Annotated in this window: 20 protein-coding genes and 1 pseudogene; 9 read left to right on the top strand and 12 right to left on the bottom strand. The window is 72.5% G+C overall.

Features of this window, described 5'->3' with window-relative positions:
- Window positions 1-4: 4 nt before the first annotated feature.
- Both D7147_RS30080 and D7147_RS30075 read right to left on the bottom strand, forming a co-directional pair.
- Window positions 5-646 carry a response regulator gene (locus tag D7147_RS30080; RefSeq protein WP_120683745.1) on the bottom strand — a complete coding sequence of 214 codons (642 nt, stop codon included), beginning with the start codon at window positions 644-646 and terminating at the stop codon, window positions 5-7.
- Window positions 643-1,833 carry a sensor histidine kinase gene (locus tag D7147_RS30075; RefSeq protein ID WP_120683743.1) on the bottom strand — a complete coding sequence of 397 codons (1,191 nt, stop codon included), beginning with the start codon at window positions 1,831-1,833 and terminating at the stop codon, window positions 643-645. Before D7147_RS30075 ends, D7147_RS30080 begins: the two co-directional genes overlap by 4 nt.
- Before the next feature lie 170 nt (window positions 1,834-2,003).
- Between D7147_RS30075 and D7147_RS30070 the strand changes: the two genes are divergently transcribed.
- The gene (locus D7147_RS30070; protein ID WP_199734299.1) at window positions 2,004-2,651 is read left to right on the top strand and encodes a DedA family protein; all 648 of its coding nucleotides are present in this window, start codon (window positions 2,004-2,006) and stop codon (window positions 2,649-2,651) included.
- Window positions 2,652-2,686: 35 nt separating this feature from the next.
- On the opposite strand, the gene D7147_RS30065 is transcribed toward D7147_RS30070, so the two are convergent.
- Window positions 2,687-3,325 (bottom strand): TetR/AcrR family transcriptional regulator, encoded by a 639-nt coding sequence (locus D7147_RS30065; protein ID WP_120683739.1) that lies wholly within the window; start codon window positions 3,323-3,325, stop codon window positions 2,687-2,689.
- A 73-nt stretch (window positions 3,326-3,398) separates the two neighbouring features.
- Between D7147_RS30065 and D7147_RS30060 the strand changes: the two genes are divergently transcribed.
- The 3 genes from D7147_RS30060 to D7147_RS30050 all read left to right on the top strand — a co-directional run bounded on the left by D7147_RS30060 (window position 3,399) and on the right by D7147_RS30050 (window position 6,879).
- Entirely contained in the window at window positions 3,399-3,851 is a 453-nt protein-coding gene (locus D7147_RS30060) for an SCP2 sterol-binding domain-containing protein (RefSeq protein WP_120683737.1), read from the top strand.
- A gap of 1 nt (window position 3,852) precedes the next feature.
- A complete protein-coding gene (locus D7147_RS30055) occupies window positions 3,853-5,064 on the top strand; it encodes an acyl-CoA dehydrogenase family protein (protein WP_120683735.1) in 1,212 nt (403 codons plus the stop codon).
- 252 nt (window positions 5,065-5,316) lie between these two features.
- Complete coding sequence (locus tag D7147_RS30050) at window positions 5,317-6,879, top strand: AMP-binding protein (RefSeq protein ID WP_120683733.1); 1,563 nt, start codon at window positions 5,317-5,319, stop codon at window positions 6,877-6,879.
- 179 nt (window positions 6,880-7,058) lie between these two features.
- Here D7147_RS30050 and purD read toward each other — a convergent pair whose 3' ends face one another.
- From purD to D7147_RS30035, 4 genes and pseudogenes are all read right to left on the bottom strand, one after another.
- Window positions 7,059-8,309: a phosphoribosylamine--glycine ligase gene (gene purD / locus D7147_RS30045; RefSeq protein ID WP_120683731.1), complete on the bottom strand. Its 1,251-nt coding sequence runs from the start codon at window positions 8,307-8,309 to the stop codon at window positions 7,059-7,061.
- Between the two features lie 103 nt (window positions 8,310-8,412).
- Window positions 8,413-9,009: a DUF559 domain-containing protein gene (locus tag D7147_RS33290; protein ID WP_233563577.1), complete on the bottom strand. Its 597-nt coding sequence runs from the start codon at window positions 9,007-9,009 to the stop codon at window positions 8,413-8,415.
- A gap of 201 nt (window positions 9,010-9,210) precedes the next feature.
- Window positions 9,211-9,336, bottom strand: a pseudogene (locus D7147_RS33465) (type IV toxin-antitoxin system AbiEi family antitoxin domain-containing protein); the annotation flags it as partial.
- A 232-nt stretch (window positions 9,337-9,568) separates the two neighbouring features.
- Window positions 9,569-10,858, bottom strand: coding sequence for an adenylosuccinate synthase (locus D7147_RS30035; RefSeq protein ID WP_120683728.1), 1,290 nt, complete (start codon window positions 10,856-10,858; stop codon window positions 9,569-9,571).
- Between the two features lie 124 nt (window positions 10,859-10,982).
- On the opposite strand from D7147_RS30035, the gene D7147_RS30030 reads away from it, so the two are divergent.
- Both D7147_RS30030 and D7147_RS30025 read left to right on the top strand, forming a co-directional pair.
- Window positions 10,983-11,975 carry a diacylglycerol kinase family protein gene (locus D7147_RS30030; protein ID WP_120683726.1) on the top strand — a complete coding sequence of 331 codons (993 nt, stop codon included), beginning with the start codon at window positions 10,983-10,985 and terminating at the stop codon, window positions 11,973-11,975.
- A gap of 80 nt (window positions 11,976-12,055) precedes the next feature.
- Entirely contained in the window at window positions 12,056-14,374 is a 2,319-nt protein-coding gene (locus tag D7147_RS30025) for a chromosome partitioning protein (RefSeq protein WP_456084724.1), read from the top strand.
- A gap of 54 nt (window positions 14,375-14,428) precedes the next feature.
- Here D7147_RS30025 and D7147_RS30020 read toward each other — a convergent pair whose 3' ends face one another.
- Window positions 14,429-14,857: a DUF3151 domain-containing protein gene (locus D7147_RS30020; protein WP_120683722.1), complete on the bottom strand. Its 429-nt coding sequence runs from the start codon at window positions 14,855-14,857 to the stop codon at window positions 14,429-14,431.
- Window positions 14,858-15,178: 321 nt separating this feature from the next.
- Between D7147_RS30020 and D7147_RS30015 the strand changes: the two genes are divergently transcribed.
- Window positions 15,179-16,381 carry an LOG family protein gene (locus tag D7147_RS30015; RefSeq protein ID WP_199734298.1) on the top strand — a complete coding sequence of 401 codons (1,203 nt, stop codon included), beginning with the start codon at window positions 15,179-15,181 and terminating at the stop codon, window positions 16,379-16,381.
- 67 nt (window positions 16,382-16,448) lie between these two features.
- On the opposite strand, the gene fbaA is transcribed toward D7147_RS30015, so the two are convergent.
- The 4 genes from fbaA to D7147_RS29995 all read right to left on the bottom strand — a co-directional run bounded on the left by fbaA (window position 16,449) and on the right by D7147_RS29995 (window position 19,713).
- Window positions 16,449-17,474 (bottom strand): class II fructose-bisphosphate aldolase, encoded by a 1,026-nt coding sequence (fbaA, locus tag D7147_RS30010; protein WP_120683718.1) that lies wholly within the window; start codon window positions 17,472-17,474, stop codon window positions 16,449-16,451.
- Window positions 17,475-17,635: 161 nt separating this feature from the next.
- Complete coding sequence (locus D7147_RS30005; RefSeq protein WP_120683716.1) at window positions 17,636-18,019, bottom strand: phage holin family protein; 384 nt, start codon at window positions 18,017-18,019, stop codon at window positions 17,636-17,638.
- A 165-nt stretch (window positions 18,020-18,184) separates the two neighbouring features.
- Entirely contained in the window at window positions 18,185-19,231 is a 1,047-nt protein-coding gene (locus D7147_RS30000) for an LCP family protein (protein ID WP_120683714.1), read from the bottom strand.
- A complete protein-coding gene (locus D7147_RS29995) occupies window positions 19,228-19,713 on the bottom strand; it encodes a SigE family RNA polymerase sigma factor (protein WP_120683787.1) in 486 nt (161 codons plus the stop codon). Before D7147_RS29995 ends, D7147_RS30000 begins: the two co-directional genes overlap by 4 nt.
- 184 nt (window positions 19,714-19,897) lie before the next feature.
- Here D7147_RS29995 and D7147_RS29990 point away from each other — a divergent pair, with 184 nt between their 5' ends.
- Window positions 19,898-21,448: an LPXTG cell wall anchor domain-containing protein gene (locus tag D7147_RS29990; protein ID WP_120683712.1), complete on the top strand. Its 1,551-nt coding sequence runs from the start codon at window positions 19,898-19,900 to the stop codon at window positions 21,446-21,448.
- A gap of 226 nt (window positions 21,449-21,674) precedes the next feature.
- The gene (locus D7147_RS29985; protein ID WP_120683709.1) at window positions 21,675-22,388 is read left to right on the top strand and encodes a DedA family protein; all 714 of its coding nucleotides are present in this window, start codon (window positions 21,675-21,677) and stop codon (window positions 22,386-22,388) included.
- Window positions 22,389-22,401: the final 13 nt, after the last annotated feature.

The raw sequence follows: 22,401 nt of genomic DNA, 5'->3' as shown, positions 1-22,401 counted from the left end.
CGGCTCAGAGCAGGTCGGCGTCGTGCACCAGGATCGCCGCCTGCACCCGGTTGGTCAGCCCGAGCTTGGCCAGGGCGCGGCTGACGTGCGCCTTGACGGTGGCCTCACTCATCCCGAGCCGGCGGGCGATCTCACCGTTGGCGTGCCCGCGCGCCACCTCGCGGACGATCTCCAGCTCCCGGCCGGTGAGCAGCTCGAGCCGGCCGCGGGCCGCCTCCCGCCGGGCCGGGCCCCGGTCAACGAAGGAGCTGATCAGACGCCGGGTCACCGTCGGGGCGAGCATCGCGTTCCCCGCCGCCACCGTCCGCACCGCGGCGGCCAACTCCCGGGGCGGGGTGTCCTTCAACAGGAAGCCCACCGCCCCGGCGCGCAGCGCCTCGTGCACGTACTCGTCGAGATCGAACGTGGTCAGCATGACGACCTTCGGCCCGGCGGCCACCACGGCCGGTGCGGCGGTCAGCCCGTCGGTACCCGGCATCCGCACGTCGAGCAGCACCACGTCGGGCCGGAGCCGTTCCGCCTCGACCAGCGCCTCGGCACCGTCCGCCGCCTCGCCCACCACCGTGATGTCCGGTGCCGCCTCCAGGATCAACCGCAGCCCCGAGCGGACCAGGTGCTCGTCGTCGACGACCAAAACCCGGATCACGGCGTTCCCGTCACCGGGATCAGGGCCCGGACCAGGAACCCGCCCGCCGAGGGCCCGGCCTCCAGGCGGCCGTCGAGCAGCTCCACCCGCTCCCGCAGACCGAGCAGACCCAGGCCCGCGCCGGGCAGACCCGGGCCCGCGCCGGATCCGGACGGCCCGCCCACCGGCGCCGTGTTGCGGACCACGACCTCCACCCCGTCCCGCAGGTACCGCAGGCAGACCGTCGTCTCGGCGTCCGGGGCGTGCTTGCGCACATTGGTGAGCGCCTCTCGGACCACCCGGTGCACGGTGCGGGCCACGGTCGCCGGCAGGGCACGCGGGATCCCCTCGTCCTGCCGCTCGATCCGCAGGCCGGCGGCCCGGGACTCGTGGACCAGGTCGTCCAGCGCGGCCAGCGGGTCGTCCTCGTACCGCGGCGGGCTGAACCCCGGCGGGGTGTGCCGACGCAGCACACCGAGCACCTCCCGCAGGTCGGTGAGCGCCTGCCGGCCGGTGGACCGGATCAGCGCGGCCGTCTCCACGGTCGCCGGGTCGCCGGCGGTGACCTCCAGTGCGCCGGCGTGCACCACCATCAGCGACACCCGATGCGCCACCACGTCGTGCATCTCCCGGGCGATCCGCGCCCGCTCCTCCGCCCGGACCCGCTCGGCCCGCTCCTCCTGCTCGCGTTCCAGCCGTTCGGCCCGATCCCGCAGGGCGGTGAACACGTCGCGCCGGGACCGGACCAGGAGCCCGGCGACGAGCGGGAACGCGACCAGCCAGGCGGCGGTGGCGGCCGCGTTGGCCGGGGTGGCCGTGGTGATCCGCCGTACCCCGCCCACCGCCAGCCCGACGAGAATCCCGACCGCCATCACCAGCACGGCGCCCACGACGTACGCCGTCAACCGGCGTCGGTCCCGCAGCCGGAGGCCCGCCTGGAAGGAGGCGACCAACCCCGCCGGCCAGGCGGCGAGCACGAGCCAGCCCAGGGCAGCGACGAGGAACAGCGGCCAGCGGCGCGTCCGGACGGTGGCGACCGCCCAGCCCGAAGCCACCGCGATCACCAGCAGCAGGCCGCCGGGGAGCGACGAGCGGAGACCGAACGCACCGGCACCGGACGCCAGGACGGCGGCGGCGACAACCACGGCGGCCACCGGCGGCGCGTACCGGTCGACGACGCGCCGGGGCACGACGGTGCTGAAGGCCACGAGCCGAGCCTATGGTCCGTACGCCGGTCGGGGCACCCGGGCAACCGCGGGACCCGGGTCGGTTGGGGGGTCTCCCCGATCGCCCTCAGGGCCGGGCGCTACCAAAGTCGCACCCGCGGGCTCACCAAGGGCCGATGGCAGGAGCGGACGGCCGCACCAGCATCAGAGTCATGGACCTGCTCGATCTTCTGCACCAGACCATGTCCTCACCCTGGGTGTACCTGGCGATCTTCGCGATCGCGGTGCTCGACGGGTTCTTCCCGATCGTGCCGAGCGAGACAGCGGTGATCACCGCGGGCGTGTTCGCCGCGTCCGGCGCGCCGTACCTCCCGGCCGTGGTCGTGGTGGCCGCCGCCGGCGCGCTCGTCGGCGACCACGTGTCGTACGCCATCGGCCGGGCCGGCGGATCCCGGCTGTTCGACCGGTTGCCGGCGGGCGGGAAGCGGCGGGCCGGCGTCGAGTGGGCTCGGCGCGGCATCGCCCTGCGTGGCGGGCTCATCCTGACCGTCGCCCGGTACGTGCCGGGCGGACGGACGGCCGTCACGCTGACCATGGGCGCGGTCGGATATCCGCGTCGGCGCTTCCTCGCCTTCGATGCTCTCGCGGCGGGCTCCTGGGGCCTCTACTCGGCCCTCGTCGGTTACCTCGGCGGGCTCGCCTTCGAACAGGATCCGCTGCGTGGGCTGCTGCTCGGCCTCGGGCTGGCGCTGACGGTGACCGTCGTGGTCGAGGGGGTGCGTGTGCTCCGACGACGTCGGGCGAAGCCAGCGCGGTCGATCCCTCCGGCGGCCGACCGGTCGCCGGAGGCGGTGCGGTGACGGCGTCCGGCCGTGCCGGGTTCGCCGCCGTGGCCTCAGCCGGCGGACGGGTGCCAGGTGACGCCGTTGAGCAGCTGGTCCGCGCCGAGCCAGGCGACGTTCATCATCCGCGTCGCGGTCCGCTCCGGGTCGGCCTCCGGATGGTCGGCGAGCCAGTCGGCCAGCGACTCGCTCGCGCCCACCAGGGCGTACGCGACCACCTCCAGCTCGGTGCCGGCGATCTCGCGCCCCTCGGCGCGCAGCGCGTGATCGAGCATGCCGGCGACCACCTCGACCAGCCGGGCCCGCATGGCGGCGAGCTCCCCGGCGAACGGCTGCTCGCCGCGGGCCTGCCGGTAGAGCACCGCCCACCCGTCGCGGTGCGCCCCGACGAAGCCGAAGAACGCCCGGAGTCCTCTCCAGAGCCGCTCGTCGGCCGGCAACTCCGGTGCGGCCGCACCGGCGATCGCCTCCGTCATCCGGGTGCCCTCGCGCTGCAGGCAGGCGACGAAGAGCTCCTCCTTGGTGCCCAGGTACGCGTAGACCATCGGTTTGGAGATGCCGGCGTCCTCGGCGATCTCGTCCATGCTGGCCGCGTGGTAGCCGCGCCGGGAGAAGACCTTGACGGCCGCGTCGAGCATCTGCTGCTCGCGTACGGCCCGGGGCAGGCGCTTGAAGCTGGGTGCGCTGGACACCTTGCGAGCATACCTACCCGTGCGTAAGGTTACGCCGGAGTAACCAAAGTGGCCTGCCCGGAAGGTGATTCGCATGACTGACTTCGACCCGGCCAACTTCGCCAACGTCGGCCCCAAGGAGTTCGCCCAGCTGGTCAAGTCCACCTCGGACGACAAGATCGCCCAGGTGATGTCCGGCGAGATGCGCGGCAAGGTCCTCGGCGAGGTCTTCAACCGGATGCCGTCGCTCTTCCGGGCCGACCGGGCCGGCTCCACCAACGCGGTCATCCACTGGGACATCACCGGCCGGCCGGACGGCGGCAGCGACACCTACGAGGTGGTCATCGAGAACGGTGCCTGCACCGTCTCCGAGACCCCGCAGCGCGAGCCGAAGCTCACCCTCACCATGGGCCCCGTCGAGTTCCTCAAGATCGTCTCCGGCGGGGCGAACCCGGTCATGATGTTCATGACCGGCAAGCTGAAGGCCAAGGGCGACCTGGGCCTGGCCGCCAACATCGCCAACCTGTTCGACATCCCGAAGGCCTGACATGCCCGAGTTCTCGCTCGACCTGTCCGAGGAACAGCGGGACCTCCGTGACTGGGTGCACGGCTTCGCCGCCGAGGTCGTGCGCCCGGCCGCAGCCGAGTGGGACGCCCGGGAGGAGACCCCCTGGCCGATCATCCAGGAGGCCGCGAAGGTCGGCCTCTACGGGTTCGAGTTCCTCGCCACCTGCTGGGCCGACCCCACCGGGCTCTCCCTCCCGATCGCCAGCGAGGAGCTCTTCTGGGGTGACGCCGGCATCGGCCTGAGCCTCTTCGGCACCTCACTCGCCGTGGCCGCCATCTACGGCGCCGGCACCCCGGACCAGCTCGTCGAGTGGGTGCCCCAGTGCTTCGGCACCGCCGACGAGCCGGCCGTGGCGGCGTTCTGCACCACCGAGCCGGAGGCCGGCTCCGACGTCGGGGCGATGCGCACCCGCGCCGTGCACGACGAGACCACCGACGAGTGGGTGCTGACCGGCCAGAAGGCGTACGCCACCAACGGCGGCATCGCCGGAGTTCACGTCGTCACCGCTGCGGTCGACCCCGCGCTGGGAGCCCGAGGGCAGGCCGCGTTCGTCGTACCGCCGGGCACCCCAGGGCTCACCGCGACCCGCAAGCTGCGGAAGCTGGGTCTGCGCGCGTCGCACACCGCAGACGTCTTCCTCGACGACGTACGGGTGCCCGGGCGCTGCCTGCTCGGCGGCAAGGACGCCCTGGACGAGCGGCTGGCCCGAGCCCGCTCCGGGCAGCGGGCCTCGGGCCAGGCGGCGATGCGTACGTTCGAGCTGTCCCGCCCCACCGTCGGCGCACAGGCGCTCGGCGTCGCCCGCGCCGCCTACGAGTACGCCCTCGACTACGCCAAGGACCGCGTCCAGTTCGGACGGCCGATCATCACCAACCAGGCGGTCGCGTTCGCGCTGGCCGACATGAAGATGGAGATCGACGCGGCCCGGCTGCTCGTCTGGCGCGCCGCCTGGATGGGGCGCAACAACCGGCCGTTCGCGGCCGGCGAGGGCTCGATGTCCAAGCTCAAGGCCGGCGAGGTGGCCGTTTCGGTGACCGAGAAGGCGGTGCAGCTGCTCGGTGGCGCCGGCTTCCTGCGCGACCACCCGGTCGAGCGGTGGTACCGGGACGCGAAGATCTACACCATCTTCGAGGGCACCTCCGAGATCCAACGGCTGGTCATCGCGCGCGCGATCTCCGGCCAGCGCATCTGAGCCCGTAGCACCACCGCTCAGTCCCTTCCCCGGCATCCTCGGCTGCACCTCGCCGGGCATCCCAATGCCGGTGCGCTGCGGGTCGTCCGTCGCCCGCCCGCGATGCGGCTCCCACCTACCGTGCCGACTTCGTCACTTGACGCACCCGCTCGTTGTGCCGAGTCATGGTGCCCCGGGCATGATCAGGACAGACACCCGGACGGGAACGCCTTCCTCCAACCCGTCCTGCCACACCCCTAGGAGGTCTGCGGCATGGACCTGCCCTTCATGGTCACCACGATGACCCGGCGAGGGCTGCTCACCCCCGGCCAGCCGATCCGGATCGCCTCGCAGCTCAACGCGCTGCGGCGGTGGGGTTGGAGCCTGGCCGGCGAGCTCCGCCAGGCCGCCGCCCGTGACCCCGGCCGGACCGCCGTCATCGACGAGCACGGCACCGAGCTGACCTACCAGCAGCTGCTCGACCGGGCGGAGCGGATGGCCCGTTCCCTGCGGACCGGGCACGGCCTGCAGGCAGGTGAGCGGATCGGCGTGCTCTGCCGCAACCACCACGGTCTGATCGAGACGATCGTCGCAGCCACCCTGCTCGGAGTCGACGCGGTGCTGGTCAACACCGGGCTCTCCGCCGCGCAGCTCGCCACCGTCGCCGAGGAGCAGCGCCTCCGTGTGCTGGTGCACGACGACGAGTTCACCGAGCGGGTGCTGGGCCTGCCGCCCGAACTGCCGCGCCTCGACGAGCGCGCCCGCGAGGAGCTGGTCGCCGGTGCGCTCCCCGGCGACCTGCAGCCACCCGAGCGGGACGGGCGGATCATCGTCCTCACCTCCGGCACCACCGGTGCGCCGAAGGGCGCCCGCCGCCCCACCCCGAGCGGCTTCGGCCCGCTGGTGTCCATCATCGACCGAATTCCGCTGCACACCCGGGACCGGGTGATGATCGCCGCACCGATCTTCCACACCTGGGGGTTCGCCGCCCTCCAGGTCTGCTTCGCGCTGCGGGCCACGATCGTGCTGCACCGCCGCTTCGACCCCGCCGCCACGCTGGCCGCGCTGGTCGCACACCGGTGTGACGCGCTCTTCGCCGTACCCGTGATGGTGCAGCGGCTGATGGAGGTGCCACCGCCCGCGCCCCGGCCCCAGCTCAAGGTCGTGGCGGTGAGCGGCTCGGCGCTGCCCGGCCGGCTCGCCACCGGGTTCATGGACGTCTACGGCGACGTCCTCTACAACCTGTACGGCTCGACCGAGTGCTCCTGGGCCTCCATCGCGGGACCGACCGAACTGCGGGCGGCACCCACCACCGCCGGCCGACCGCCGCACGGCACCCGGGTGTCCATCCTCGACGCCGCCGGGCGACCCGTGCCGGACGGGCAGGTCGGCCGGATCTTCGTCGGCAACGAGATGCTCTTCGAGGGCTACACCTCCGGTGCGAGCCGGGAGAGCCGCGACGGGCTGCTCGACAGCGGCGACCTCGGGCGGATGACCCCCGAGGGCCTCCTCTTCGTCGACGGCCGGGCCGACGACATGATCGTCTCGGGTGGCGAGAACGTCTTCCCGTCCGAGGTGGAGAACCTGCTCGCGCAGCTGCCCCAGGTACGCGAGGTGGCCGTCATCGGCGTGGCCGACCCCGAGTACGGCCAGCGCCTCGCCGCGTTCCTCGCCCTGCACCCCGCGGAGACGCTCGACCCGGAGGCCGTACGCGAGTACGTCCGGCACTACCTCGCCCGCTTCGCCGTACCGCGCGACGTGGTCTTCGTGAAGTACCTGCCGCGCAACGCCACCGGCAAGGTACTGGCCCGGGAGCTGCGCCGCTACTACGGCTGAGCGGGGCCGAGCGCCGGCGTGCTCGGGGACCGGAGAGGTCGAACCGGCGCGCCAGACGGGCCCCGACCGGCGGGTGGACGGCGTGCTCGCGCACCAGCCAGGCAGGCAAGCCGGCCGTCAGGCCCTCCGCAGGGTGCTCGGTGCCCCGTTCACCGGCCGGGTCTGCCGCATCTCCGGGCTCAGCCGGGGATCTCGACCTGCCCCTCGGCAGCGGCGGCGGCGATGTCGGTGCGGTGCTGCGAGCCGGCCAGCCCGATGGCGCGTACCAGGTCGTAGGCGGCGTCCCGGGCGGCGGCCAGGTCGGGGCCGGTGGCCGTGGCGGAGAGCACCCGCCCACCGGCGGAGAGCAACGCCCCGTCGTCGGCCCGGCGGGCGGTGCCGGCGTGGATGACGCCGGGGCGGTCCGCGCCGGTGATCACGTCACCGGTACGCGGCGTGCCGGGGTAACCGGGGGACGCGACCACGACGGTCACCGCGGCGCCGTCCCGCCAGCGCAGCGGCGGGTGCTCGGCCAGCGTGCCGGTCGCCGACGCGTGCAGCAGCCCGGCCAGCGGCGTCTCCAGCAACGCGAGCACCACCTGCGTCTCCGGGTCGCCGAAGCGGGCGTTGAACTCGATCACCCGGGGGCCGTTCGCGGTGATCGCCAGCCCGACGTAGAGCAGACCGGAGAAGGGCACGCCCCGACGGCGCAGCTCGGCCAGGGTCGGGTGGACCACGTCCCGCATGACCTCGTCGACCAGGTCGGACGGGGCCCACGGCAGCGGCGCGTACGCCCCCATGCCGCCGGTGTTCGGGCCGGTGTCACCGTCCCCGATGCGCTTGAAGTCCTGCGCCGGCAGCAGCGGCACCGCAGCCTCGCCGTCGGTGACCACGAAGAGCGAGACCTCGGGGCCCGCCAGGTACTCCTCGATCACCACCCGACCGCACTCGCGCGCGTGCTCCTCGGCGAGCGCCCGATCGTCGGTGACCACGACGCCCTTGCCGGCGGCGAGCCCGTCGTTCTTCACCACGTACGGCGCGCCGAACTCGTCCAGGGCGCGGGCGACGCTCTCCGGATCGGTGCAGGTGTAGGCGCGGGCGGTCGGCACACCGGCGGCGGTCATGACGTCCTTGGCGAACGCCTTCGACCCCTCCAGCCGGGCCGCCTCGCCGGACGGTCCGAACACCGCGATGCCCTTGGCCCGAACGGCGTCGGCGACCCCGGCGACCAGCGGCGCCTCGGGCCCGACCACCACGAGGTCGACCCCGGTCTCCACCGCGAGCGCGGCCACCGCCACCGGATCCGTCGGTTCCACCGCGCGCAGCTCGGCCACCTCGGCGATACCCGGATTGCCCGGCGCCGCGATCAGCTGCGTGACCGCCGGATCGGACGCCAACCCGAGCGCGAGCGCATGCTCACGCCCGCCACCACCAACCAGAAGAACCCGCACGCCCCCAGATCCTACGCACCCCACCCCCACCCCCACCGCCGCCTGTCGCGTGATCAAGAGGTTTGCGTCAGCGATGGCGCGATTGCTGACGCGAATCTCTTGATCACCGGCGGCGGGCGGGGGGATATGCGTTGATTGCTTGGCGGACGGTCCAGGGGATGTAGTCGGGGCGGAGCGTGTCGGCCCAGGTAAAGCGGAGGACGGTCCAACCGGCGTTGACGAGACGGTTCTGCCGGCGGCGATCGGCGAAAACCGCGGCCGGAGTGTCGTGCGCCTCTCGGCCGTCAGCCTCGGCGATCACCTTCGGCCCGCGCCAGCCGAGGTCCCCGACCCCGAGCAGGTAGCCGTCGTCATCGCGTACCTCCAGCTGAAGGGTGTCCGGCGGCACCCTGCCGTCGACACACCGCAGCCGGGCACGCGTCTCCAGCGGCGACTGCGCCCGGCCGTCCGCCTCGGCGAGGTGACAACGCGCAGCCGCCGCTCCGCGCCGCCCTCGGATCAGGGCCGAGACCAGTCCCAACTCCTCGGAGGCGAACCTGCCCGAGTTGAGCGCCGAGTCGAGAACCGATACCGCGGCGTAGCGGTCGGTTCTGAGGATGACGTCGGAGACCGTACGCATCGCCGTGGTGACCGGGATGCCGGCGACCGTGGACAGGTCACGCGGCCCGACGGTCAGCTGATGTACGACCAGCCACGGCACCGGCACACGCTGGGGCCGAGGTTGATCCACCGGTACCGACACGTGGACCTCGGAGGTGCGACGTAGACCCGCGACGCCGTGCAGTTCCAGTGCCGTGTCGAGGACGGCGAAGGCACCCGGCCCGAGGCTAGCGACAGCGGCCCGGATCAGAGCGCGACGCCGAGCTCGCGGGTGCGACTCTCCGTCGAGGAGGAAATACCCACGCAACAGCCGTACCCATCGACCGGATCGGCACAGCTGTCGGACCTGATCTCTGCTCAGGCCCGCCCGAAGCGCCTGCCCGAGGCTGACCAGACCGTCCTGCTCGGCAGCCACCTCGCGAAGCATGTCATGTGGTGTCACCACCCCACGATGCCCAGTTATCCACAGCGCCCGAAACGCCTGTGGATAACCACCCACCCCCTGTGGACAAGCCTCCGTCCCCCGTCCCCGCCCCTCCCTCCGCCGAATCAGTTGATCAAGAGGTTTGCGTCAGATCGAAGCGCAATCTTGACGCAAACCTCTTGATCAACGGGGCGGACCGGCGGGGCGACCGCCGAGGGGCCGGGGGCCGGGCGGGTTAGGGGATTAGGGGGTGTTGGACTACGTTTTCTTCGCGGCCGGGGCCTACGCCGATCACGCTGACCTGCGCGCCGCAGAGCTCCTCGACGCGGGCGATGTAGCGGCGGGCGTTCTCCGGCAGCTCAGCCACGGACCGGGCCTTGGTGATGTCCTCCCACCAGCCGTCCATCTCCTCGTAGATGGGCACGGCGTGGTGGAAGTCGGTCTGCGTCATCGGCATGTCGTCGACCCGCTTGCCGTTGATCTCGTACCCGACGCAGATCGGCACCTTCGGCAGGCCGGTGAGCACGTCCAGCTTAGTGATCACCAGGTCGGTGACGCCGTTCAGGCGGCAGGCGTACCGGGCCACGACCGCGTCGAACCAGCCGCACCGACGTTCCCGGCCGGTGGTGGTGCCGTACTCGTGGCCGATCTTGCGCAGGTGCGCGCCGTTCTCGTCGAAGAGTTCGGTGGGGAACGGCCCGGAGCCCACCCGGGTGGTGTACGCCTTGCTGACCGCGATCACCTTCGTGATGGCGGTCGGCGGGATCCCCGCACCCACGCAGGCGCCGCCGGCCGTCGGGTTCGACGAGGTCACGAACGGGTAGGTACCGTGATCCATGTCGAGCATGGTGGCCTGGGCGCCCTCCAGCAGGACCGTCTCACCCCGGTCCAGCGCGTCCCAGAGCAGCCCGCGGGTCTCCGTGATGTACGGCTTCAACCGCTCGGCGTACGCCAGGTACTCCTCGACGGTCGCCTCGACGTCGATCGCCTTGCGGTTGTAGACCTTGAAGAGGATCTGGTTCTTCTCCCGGAGCGCGAGCTCCAGCTTCTTGCGCAGGATGCCCGGGTCGAGCAGGTCCTGCACCCGGATGCCCATCCGGGCGACCTTGTCGCCGTAGGCCGGGCCGATGCCCCGGCCGGTCGTGCCGATCCGGGACGAGCCGAGGTAGCGCTCGACCACCCGGTCCAGCGCCCGGTGGTGCGGCATGATCAGGTGCGCGTCCCCGGAGATGCGCAGGCGGGAGACGTCCACGCCGCGCTCGGCGAGACCGTCGATCTCGGTGAGCAGCACCTTGGGGTCGACCACCACACCGTTACCGATGACGATCTTCGCGGTCGGGGAGAGCGCGCCCGAGGGCATCAGGTGCAGCGCATACTTCTGGCCGTCCGGGGTGATCACCGTGTGGCCGGCGTTGTTGCCGCCGGAGTAGCGCACCACGTAGTCGACCCGCTCACCCAGCAGGTCGGTAACCTTGCCCTTGCCCTCGTCGCCCCACTGAGCGCCGATGAGCACGATCGCTGGCATCTTCTCCGCCTCCAGAAGGCTCGGGTGCCAGGTGGCGACCGGTTGGCGAGCCCGGGGTGTCAGGCTAACAAGAGGTTACGGCGCGTCCGGCAGGGGTCGCGTCGAGAGGCAGGAGGCTCCTTCCGTGTACGACGTGGTGCTGCTCACCCTCGGTTCGGCGCGGGACGCCGCCGCGGGCTGCGGCAGCGGTGGAGCCTGTTGCGGCGGTGCCGACGAGGCCGCCGAGGAGAAGCCGGAGCGCTGCGAGACGCCTCGGGTGCCGGTGCTGGCCTGCGCGGACGCGCTGACCAGCCGCGGCGCCCGGGTGGAGATGGTCACCGCCCGCTCCGACGCGGAGATCGACGAGGTGCTGGCCCGGCTCGACGGCCCGGCCCGCCCGGACGGCCTCACCTGGCCGGACCCGGACTCGAAGACCCGGCTCGTGGTCGCCACGGCCAGCGACGCGCAGCTGCGCGCCGTGCTGCGCCGGCTGGTCCGGCGGTACGCCCCACCGCCGAGCCGCCGCCCGGAGGAGCTGCCCGGCAACCGGACGGTGCCCGACCTGCCGCCCGTCGGCGTACTGCCGCTGGATCCGGCCGGCAGCACCGGGCACCGTGACCTGGTCGCGCAGCTCGGGCTGCCGCGCGATCCGGCGGAGGTGGCCGCCGCGGTGCTCGACGGCGCGCCTCGCCGGCTGGACCTGCTGCGCAACGACGGTGGCTCGGTGACCCTGGACGGCGCGCTGATCGGCGCGGCCGACGACGCCGGTCGGCCGCTGCACTGGCGCGGGCGCGTCGAGGTGGACGACACCCTGCTCTCCGACGGCGACGAACCGCTGCTGGCCTGCGCGATCGGCAATGCCGGGGGGTATGCGACGTTGGACGACGTGACGCTGCTGGGCCGGCCGGACCCGACCGACGCGCTGGTCGAGGTCGCGGTGGCAGTGCCGGTGGTGACCCGCTCCGCGTTCGGCCGCAAGCGGGTACGCCTCGAGGTGCGCCGGGCCCGGGGACGGGCCGTGTCCGTGCTGCCCCGGGACGAGAAGGTGCCCTTCCTCGACGACGGCGCCGAGGGCGAGCTGAACCGGAAGCGCTCCTGGTGGACCGAGCCGGGCGCCTGGGCGGTGTGGGCCGCCTGACTCCCCGGCGCGCGCCGCGCTGACCAGCCATCGGCGACCGTTGCGCCTATCCTCGGCAGGAGACCTGGGGAGGGACCGTGGTGGACGACAACGCCGACCGGGTACGCGTACCCGGCCAGCAGCCGGTGCCGGAGCGGGACATCGAACCCCCCTGGCCCTCGGATCCGACCGAAGCCACCGCCGCGCCCTGGGCCACCGTGGGCGCGCCGACCTCCGCCGACGTGACCGCAGCCCGACCCGACGCACCGACCGCCGATCCGCTCCCCGGGCAGCCAACCTCGCACACGCCGACCGGGGCCGACACGGCCCAGCCGATCGCCGGGGCGGACGCCTACCCCTCGTTGACGAGCGCGCTGCCGCCGCACAACGGCTGGGCACCGCCCGGCGTCGCCTGGGCCCCCGCCCAGCCGGGCCGGCAACCGACGGCGGCCGACCCGCAGGTCGCCGGCACCGCCGCGACGCGCGACAGCGCCGGTGGCAGCACCCTCGGTACGGCGGGATCGGCCGGCGATGGTGACCGTTCCGGCGACAGCCCCCCTCAGCCCGGCGATCGTCTCGGCGAGGGCCAGCTCGCCGCCGCGGGACGGAGCAACGGCTCCACGGCCGGGCCCCACGCGGCGTTACACCCCCCGGCAGCGAAGCTCTCCCCCACGGCCGGTCCTGCGGCGACGAACGGCGTCCCGGCAGCTGCCGAGCACCCGCAGCTGCCCGGCACCGGGACGGCGAGCGGCCGGTCGACGGGCGCCCCGGCGGCGAGCAGCGGCTCCACGGCCGGAGCGGCCGCATCGGACGACGGGCACGGCACGGGCGCGGCGGCGGCCCGTGGGCCGGGCGGCGACCGCGCGGCTGCCGGTGGCGTCGACCTCAACCTGCCGTTCTCGCTCGACCCGGCCCCCGGTCTGGGTAACGGCCGCGCGGTCGTCGATCAGCCCTCGGGGCCGCCCGGGGCGGCCCGGCCAACGCCGTCGGCCACGGCCCAGCCGTCGGGCGGGGCGGCCGGCGGCGGGGCCGGCACCGACGTGGCGACCCGCACGCCGGGCACCGGTGGGTCGGCGTCGACCGACGAGGGGCACCGACCGCCTGGCACCCCCAACGGATCGGCCGGCTCCGGCCGGGCCGGCGAGTCCCCGTGGGCGTACCCGCCGCAGCGGGTCAGCGCCGACACCGAGCCGAACGGGTCCACAACCGCACCGGCCGCCCCCGCGGTTCCGGCTGCGGCCGGCCCCGCAGGCACCAACGACGACCCGACCGCGGCCGGAGGGCCCGGCGCGAGCCCGAACTCCGCCGACCCCGCCTGGTCCGACGTCGAGGAGGTCGAGCCGACCTCGGGGGACACGCCGGCACCGCCCGGTCCCTTCCCGCCCGATTGGCAGCCACGGCAGTGGCAGCAGGACACGGCCGGAGTCGCGGCGCAGCCGTACCAGCCGCAGCCAGCCGGGCCGGCCCCGACACCCGCCGGCTACCCGTCCGCCGGCCCGACACCGACGGCGGAGGACTTCGCCCGGCGGCGGCAGGTGCGTCCCGCCGACCCGCTCGCCACGATGGGCGTACGGGCGGTGGTGAACAAGATCGGCCTTCGGCTGCCCCCGGGGCGGCACGAGCAGGAGCTGAAACGGGACATCGAGACGGTCCGCCGCAACTTCGGCGGCCTGCGCCAGGTGACCGTGGTCAACCCGAAGGGCGGCGCCGGCAAGACGGTGGCGATCCTGCTGCTCGCCATGACGTTCGGGCAGAAACGCGGCGGCTACGTGCTGGCCTGGGACAACAACGAGACCCAGGGCACCCTCGGGATGCGGGCGCAGCAGGACTTCCACTCCCGTACGGTGCGGGACCTGCTTCGCGACCTCGGCCAGTTCCAGGCCGCGCACGGGCGGGTCGGCGACCTGTCACAGTACGTCCGTTCGCAGGGCGAGGGGATGTTCGACGTGCTCGCCTCGGACGAGTCGGCCACCGGCGGGGAGATGCTCACCGCGTCCGCCTTCGCCGAACTCCGCGAGGTGGTCAGCCGGTTCTACAAGCTGATCTTCGTCGACACCGGGAACAACGTCCGGGCGCAGAACTGGCAGGCCGCCATGGACGCGACGGACCAACTCCTGGTCACCATGTCGGCGCGCAACGACTCGGCGGAGACGGCCGCCCGGATGCTCGACCACCTGGAGCAGAGCGGCCGGCAGCGGCTGGTCCGGCAGGCGGTCACCGTGGTGTCGATGCCCCCGTCCCGAAAGGACATCGACCTGCCCGCGATCCAGGCGCACTTCGCCGCCCGAACCCGATCGGTGCTGTTGGCACCGTACGAGCGGCTCATCGACAGCGGCGAGCCGATCCGGTACGCCGGCCTCTCCACCGCCACCCGCGACGCCTGGCTGAAGATCGCCGCCGCGGTGGCCGAGGGGCTGTAGGCGCACGCCGGCCCGCGGTGGCCGGCGCGGCGCGCACCGGCCACCGAAGCGGGTTCAGTTGCTGGACAGGGCGTCCGCGGCGGCCGGGTCGCAGTCGCGGAGGAACTGGGCGCACCGGGCCGCCTCGTCCGCCTCGCCGATCTCGTCGGCGGCACGGGAGAGCACGTAGAGGCAGCGGAGGAAGCCCTGGTTCGGCTCGTGCGACCACGGCACCGGGCCGTGCCCCTTCCAGCCGCTACGCCGCAGTTGGTCGAGGCCGCGGTGGTAGCCGGTGCGCGCGTACGCGTACGCCGGGACGGCCTGACCCGCCGCGAACGCGCGGGCGGCGAGGGCCCCCCACGCCGCGCTGTACGTCGGGTACCGCGCCGCGACCTCGGCGAACGCCTCGTCGCCGCCATCGGTCTCGGCGGCGGCCAGCGCGGCGTAAGCCTCGTCGTGCGCGGGGAGGAGGGTGGCCGGTGGCTCCGGCATGAGGTTCTGCATCGCCCCATTCAACCCGCTTCGCACTGCGACACGCGAGCGGGTCGGCCCAGCTCGCTGGCTGAACGGCTGAGGAGTTGGTCACGCCTGCGGCCTATGCCGAAGGAGAGTGTTTTCCGTTACAACTATTGGTCCGGAGCCTCCCCAGGACCCGGTTACGCAGGAGCCCGACGGCCGCGGCCGTCGGGCTCCTGTCGGTCCGGGCGGAACGCGGGTGAGCTGCGGACACGGAGATCGGCGGCGCGTCGCGGTGGCGGCCCTTCCGAGCCGGTGGTCGTCCCGCCGCCGTTCGCGGGCCTGGACCGGCGGGGGCAGTATGGCCAGGTGCCCACGCCACCACCCGCGGATGTCATCGAACCGCAGCCCACGAACGAGATCGAGACCCGCGACGAGTTCGACCGGCGGCTGGCCGGTGGGGACCTGACCGGCCTGACCGTGCAGGGCCTGCGTCTCGACCTGGACCCGCCGCCCGACCTGACCCGCGTCACGGTGACCGGGACGCTCTTCGTCGGCTGTCGCTTCGCCTCCCGGGAGGTCGGCGCCGACCTGGTCCGGCGCGGCGCGAACGTGGTCCCACCGTTCTCCGGGCTGCCCTACCCGACCCAGCCGAGCCACCTCTACAGGCCGGAGGAGCTGGCCGCCGGCTTCGCCGAGGCAGGGTTCACCGGGATGTACGACACCCGGGTGTACGCGCACTTCCGGGCGCACGGCGGCGCGCTGCCGGACGTCCGGGAGGCGCTCGGCCAGCGACTGCACGACCACGGGGTCGACAACGCGCTCGCCGACGCGACCCGCGCCTGGTTGGCCGCGCACGGGCCGCAGTCGGTGGTCGGGGTCATGGGCGGGCACGCGGTGCCGCGCGGCAGCGTGCCGTACCGGATGGCTGCCGTGCTCGGCTGGCAGCTGGCACGGGCCGGCCGGCTCGTGGTCACCGGCGGCGGTCCGGGCGTGATGGAGGCCGCGAACCTCGGCGCGTACCTCGCCGACCAATCGGCGGAGGAGTTGACCGGAGCGATCGACCTGTTGGCCGCGGCACCCGACTTCACCGACCACGACCGCTACACGAAGGCGGCGCTACAGGTGCGCGAGCGCTACGCCCGACCGCCGGTGCCGCGGCAGCGCGGTGTCGACGACCTGGCGTGGGCGCGGGCGGGTGGACTCGCCGTGCCGACCTGGCTGTACGGGCACGAACCGGCGAACCTCTTCGCGGGCCGGATCGCCAAGTACTTCTCGAACGCGATCCGCGAGGACACGATCCTCCGGCTGGCCCGGGGCGGGATCGTCTTCGCGCCGGGGCGGGCCGGCACCGTGCAGGAGGTGTTCCAGGCGGCGACGAAGACCTTCTACGGCACCGACGGCTCCAGCGGGGCGTACGTCTTCCTCGACCGCACGTTCTGGACGACGGAGCTGCCGATCGAGTCGCTGCTGCGCCCGCTGCTGGCCGCCTCCCCGTTCGGCGATCTGTCGCCGACGATCCACCTCACCGACGACGTCCACGAGGCCGTCCGGGTGCTGACCGCGGGGTAGCGAGGGCGACCGGCGGAATACGCCGACGGCCGGCCCCGGGTGGGGGCCGGCCGTCGTGGTACCCGTCCTACTTGCTCATCTTGGTGCCGGTCGAGCGCAGCGCCTCGCAGGCCTCGACGACCCGGGCGGCCATGCCGGCCTCGGCGGCCTTGCCCCAGACCCGGGGGTCGTAGAGCTTCTTGTTGCCGACCTCGCCGTCGACCTTCAGCACCCCGTCGTAGTTGCGGAACATGTGGTCCGCGGCCGGGCGGGTGAAGGCGTACTGGGTGTCGGTGTCGATGTTCATCTTGACCACGCCGTAGTCGAGCGCCTCGCGGATCTCGGAGAGCAGCGAGCCGGAGCCGCCGTGGAAGACCAGGCTGAGCGGCTTCTCCTTGTTGTACTTCGCGCCGACGGCCATCTGGATGTGGTTGAGCACCTCCGGACGCAGCTTCACGTTGCCCGGCTTGTAGACGCCGTGCACGTTGCCGAAGGTCAGCGCCGCCATGTAGCGGCCCTTCTCGCCCAGGCCGAGCGCTTCGACCATGGCCAGGCCGTCCTCGACGGTGGTGTAGAGCTTGTCGTTGATCGCGTTCTCGACGCCGTCCTCCTCGCCGCCGACGACGCCGACCTCGATCTCGAGGACGATCTTGCCCTTGGCGGCCTCGGCGAGGAGCTGCTCGGCGATCTCCAGGTTCTCCGCCACCGGCACTGCCGAGCCGTCCCACATGTGCGACTGGAAGAGCGGCTCCTCGCCGCGCTTCACCCGCTCCTGCGAGATCCCCATGAGCGGCCGGACGAACTTGTCCAGCTTGTCCTTCGGGCAGTGGTCGGTGTGCAGGGCGATGTTGACCGGGTAGTTCTTCGCCACCTCGTGGGCGTACGCGGCGAAGGCCGCCGCGCCGCTGACCATGTTCTTCACCGACGGGCCGGAGAGGTACTCGGCGCCACCGGTGGAGACCTGGATGATGCCGTCGCTCTCCGCGTCGGCGAAGCCCTTGAGCGCCGCGTTGAGCGTCTGCGAGGAGGTCACGTTGATCGCGGGGTAGGCGAACCGGCCGTCCTTGGCGCGGTCCAGCATCTCGGCGTAGGCCTCGGGGGAAGCGATGGGCATGTCGAACGCTCCTTCTTACCGCTCTCGGCCGTGCTGGCCGCTGTTGTCCATTGGTACGCCGGACCGCACTGTCCTCCGCCGGGCAGTATCCCGCAGTGCGGCCGGCCGGCCGTCACCGACCCTGTGTGGGTCCACCGGTCGGTGACCGTCGGCGCCGGTGGTCACCGGCGCCTCCGCCGGTCCGGGAGCACGACGCTGATGAACCAGGTGACCACGGCCATCACGATGGCACCCCAGAACGCGGCCCAGAAACCGTCGATCCGGAACGGGAGGTCGAGCGCGTGGGCGATCCGATCGGTCAGCAGGAAGAGCAGCGCGTTGACGACCAGCGCGAACAGGCCCAGGGTCAGCAGGTAGAAGATGCAGCCGACGACCTTGATCACCGGCTTGAGGACCGCGTTCACGAGGCCGAAGATCAACGCCACGACGACCAGGGTGAGCACGGTGTTGGCGCCCGACCGGCCGCCGACGTGGACCCCGGGCACCACCACCGTGGTGATCCAGAGCGCCACCGCGGTGATCGCCCACCGGATCAGGAAGCCCACGGCCCCATCCTGGCATCGGCGGCACGCCCCGGTGGGCCGATTCCGTCGACTCGGCCTCGCCGTGCGGACGCGCCGGGAGCGGTCCCGCGGCAGGCGTGGGTGGTCGCCGGCGGACCACCCACGCCCTCGATCCGGGTGACGCCCGAAGCGGCGAGGCCCGTGTCGTCAGCGGAGCCGGTTGACCCCGTCCGGATTCGCCGCGGCCCACCGGTCCAACCGGTCCTCGCGCAGCGCGTCGAGGAAGGCCGGTGCGGCCCGGGGATCGGCACGCAGGCGTGGGACGTCGTCGACCACCGGCAGGCTCAGCCCGACCGGCTCGACCGACGCGAGCTCCGGCACCACTCGCAGCAGGTCCGGCACCGAGGCGCCGGCCACCGTGAGGTCCGGTCCGACCGCGGCGAGAAGTCGGGAGATCTGCACCGGGTCCGTCAGCACGCCCTTCTCCCCGGCCTGTCGCACCAGGCCGGCCACGAGGCGCTGGGCGTTGCGGTCGCGGTCCTGACCGCCGTCCGGCAGCCCACGCCGCTGCCGCAGCAGGTCCATGGAGGCGGGGCCGTCGAGGTGTTGACAACCGGCCGGGAAGACCCGACGGGTGTGGACGGAGCGCACCTGCTGCGGCAGGCAGACCTCCACCCCACCGAGCACGTCGGTCACCTTCCGCAGCGCCGGGAAGGTGAGGACAACGCCGGCATCGACGGGTACGCCGATCAGCTCGGCGACGACCCTCCGGGTCAGGTCGTACCCCTTGCTCCGGTCGGGGTGTTCGCGCCCGGCGCCGTACGCGAAGGCGGCGTTGAGCTTGTCCCGACGGAATCCGGGGATCTCCACCTCCAGATCCCGGGGCAGCGAGATCAGATAGGGCCGGCTGCGATCGGCGGGAAGATGCACGATCATCACCGAGTCGGCCGCCGGTGCGGCCGCGCCCGATCTCGTGTCGAGGCCGAGCACCAGCAGGTTCAACGCTCCGGTGGGCAGCCCCGTCGACGGCCCGGCGACGGTCGTGGCGTCCTGCGGATCCGGGCGGGGCGCGAGCTGCGGTATCCCGACTCCGAGCGCGCCGAGCACGGCGAGCGCGACACCCGCCGCCCCGAACCGCTGCCTGCGGCGGCGGCGCACGACGACCGCCCGGTCGATCGCCGCGCGTACCGGGCCGGCCGGCGGGGTCAGCGCCTCGTGCCGGGCGAACGCGGCACGCAGCTCGTTCTCGGTCACGAGCAGACCTCCACGTACTCGTTTCGAAGGGTCGCCAGGGCGCGGGATATCGACGAGCGCACGGTCCCGACGGCGCAGCCCAGGATGTCCGCGATCTCCGCGTCCGGCAGGTCCTCGTAGTAGCGCAGCACCAGGGTGGCCCGCTGTCGGCGGGGCAGCCTGGCCAGCCAGGACCAGATCTCGTCCCGGTCCACCGAGGACTGGGCGTGGTCGGTGCCGACGGGTGTCGACTCGTCGGGCTCGGCGCGCAGCAGCACCCGCCGCATCCAGGAACCGCGCCGCCAGTCGATGTACTGGTTGGTCAGCATTCGGCGCACGTAGCGCTCGGGCGAGTCCGCCCGGGCCACCCGTCGCCAGTGCAGCTGGACGCGGACCATCGTCTCCTGCACCAGGTCCTCAGCCTGATGCGGGTCACCGGTCAGCATGACCGCGTACCGCAGCAACGCGGCCAGACGCGAGTCGGCGAAATCCTCGTACGTCACCACACCTCCCGGTCTCCTGCTCCTGATGACGGGTACGGGTGGGCGGAACGTTGCGGTGATCTTGATCAGCCGTTCGGTTGATATCCGCGGTGGGCGGCTGACCTGGGACAGCGGCGGACCTTAACGGTTCCTTAAGATCGGTTGGCTGCTTCTTCAGCCCCCGACACACGAGGGAACCCCCAACATGCTCAACCACTCCACCCGGCGCTTGCTCGCCGGGCTGGGCGTCGCAGGCGCGTTCGTCGCCGCCTCCGCCACCCCGGCCGTCGCCGCCGAGGCACCCTTCAAGATCACCGCCCAGGACGTGCTGGTCGCGCCCGGCTTCGTGAAGCAGGGCTGGATCTATGTGAGCCCCTCCGACACGGAGAGCGAGCCCGCGTTCGGTCACACCACCCTGGACGTCGACCTTTCCAAGGTCGCGGACTTCGCCGTCGTCGAGCCTGCATGGGGTTGGACGTGCGACGTGTCACCGACCAAGCTGCACTGTGAAACCGACCTTGCGGAGAACGAACAGCCCTCCTTCGACTACAACGTCACCGCGAAGGACGACGCCGAGCCAGGGCAGCAGGGCGACCTGACGGTCACCCTCACGTCCGGCGGCAAGTCGGCCACCGGTACCGCGGGCATCACGATCGCCGAGGGCGTCGACCTCGTCAGCGACGAGAAGATCGAAGTCAGCGGGGCCCCCGGTACGCGGGTGGGAGTGCCGGCGGTCGTCCGCAACGTCGGCGAGGCCGCAGTCGACGGAGCGGTTCTCGTGGTGCAGGCCGAGTGGCTCGCCGGTTACGGCGGCGATTTCTCGAACTGCAAGTCCAGCGACGAAGGCGCGATCACCTTCTGCACCTTCGACACGAAGATCGAGCCGGGCAGGTCGTATCAGCTCTCGGAGGGGCTTCCCCTCAAGCTCCGGCCGGAGGTGCGGACCGGAGCCAAGATCCCCGCCCACCTCGACTGGTGGACCACCGACGACTGGGCACTCACCAGCTGGCCTGAGTCGGACGTCAAGCCCGGTCAGGGCGACGAGCTCCGCCTGGTCGAGCAGAAGACGCTCACTTCGCGCACGCCGCAGACCGACGTGGAAGGCATGAACAGCAGCACCATCGCGACCGTCCGCGTGACCGGCGACAATCCGGCGGACCTCGCAGCCAAGGGTGCCGCCGCGACCGGCAAGAAGGGTGACATTGTCACCGTCGAGCCGAGCTTCACCAACCTGGGCCCCGCCGTGCTGGAGTACCAGGGGCAGGGGACGCCGGAGATCCGGCCGGAGGACCTGCCCGTCCGGATCTCCATTCCGGAAGGCACCACGGCGGTCGGGGCACCCTTTGACTGCGTGCCCTACCTGCCGAATGAGGAGTGGGACCCGTGGAACGCGGGCTGGGGCGAACCGGGCGCGAAGGAGTACGCCTGCCAGGTCACCGAATCGCCGGAGGGCATGAACAACCCGTACGGCTTCGAGCTGCGCATCGACGAGGTACGTGCGGACGCTACCGGCACCATCACGACGAAGCTGGCCGGTGACCCGAAGTCGCAGAACGACACCGCGAAGATCATCATCAACCCGACCAACCCGGGTGGCGGCGACGGCGGACAGGGTGGCGGCGACGGTGACGGCGGTTCGCTGCCGATCACCGGGGAGTCCACCGCCCTGATCGGCGGCATCGGTGCCCTGCTGCTCGCCGCCGGTGTCGGCGGCTACGTGGTGGCTCGCCGCCGCAAGACCCGCTTCGTGGCCTGATCCGTAACACCACTGGTGCCCCGCCGACCGTCCGGTCGGCGGGGCATCGCCGTTCCCGGCCCGGCGGAGTCTCGGCAGCCCGGGGGCCCGGGCCGGCAGCGTGAGCTGCGACGGCCGACACAGGTGTGACGTCGAGCACCGGACGTTCCGGACGGCCACCTAGACTACGGACGTGCCGTCGCCGCCGGCGACTGAACGCCCCCACCGGTAGATTCGGAGGTCGCTCGTGCCGACGCCCACCACCACCCTGGCCCTGGGCCCTGACTGGCTCGACCCGGAGTGGTTGATCTCGACGTTCGGGCTGCTCGGCATCCTGGCCATCGTCTTCGCCGAATCGGGTCTGCTGATCGGCTTCTTCCTGCCCGGCGACTCGCTGCTCTTCACGGCGGGCCTGCTGACCGCGGACGGGCAGTACATCACCTACCCGCTCTGGCTGGTCTGCCTGCTGATCACGATCGCGGCGATCGCCGGTGACCAGGTGGGGTACGCGTTCGGCCGCAAGGTCGGGCCGTCGCTCTTCCGCCGGCCGAACTCACGGTTGTTCAAGCAGGAGAACGTGCTCAAGGCGCACGAGTTCTTCGAGAAGTACGGTGCCCGCTCGATCGTGCTGGCCCGCTTCGTGCCGATCGTGCGGACGTTCACGCCGATCGTGGCGGGGGTCAGCCGGATGAACTACCGCACCTTCGTTACCTACAACATCATCGGCGGGGTGCTCTGGGGCACCGGTGTGACGGTGCTCGGCTACTTCCTCGGCCAGATTCCGTTCGTGAAGGAGAACATCGAACTCATCCTGATCGCGATCGTTGCGATCTCGGTGATTCCGATCGCCATCGAACTGCTCCGGGCGCGGATCGCGGCCAAGCGCGGCACTTCCGCCGCGGAACGGGCCGCCGCCGAGGAGGCGATTCGGGAGACCCGACAGCACTACGGCAAGCACTGACCGGAGAGCCGCC

Origin of the sequence: Micromonospora musae (assembly GCF_003626545.1) — a bacterium.
Taxonomy (GTDB): Bacteria; Actinomycetota; Actinomycetes; order Mycobacteriales; family Micromonosporaceae; genus Micromonospora; species Micromonospora musae.
Note: the sequence above shows the minus strand (reverse complement) of the source record. Positions and strands in the feature narration are given on the sequence as shown.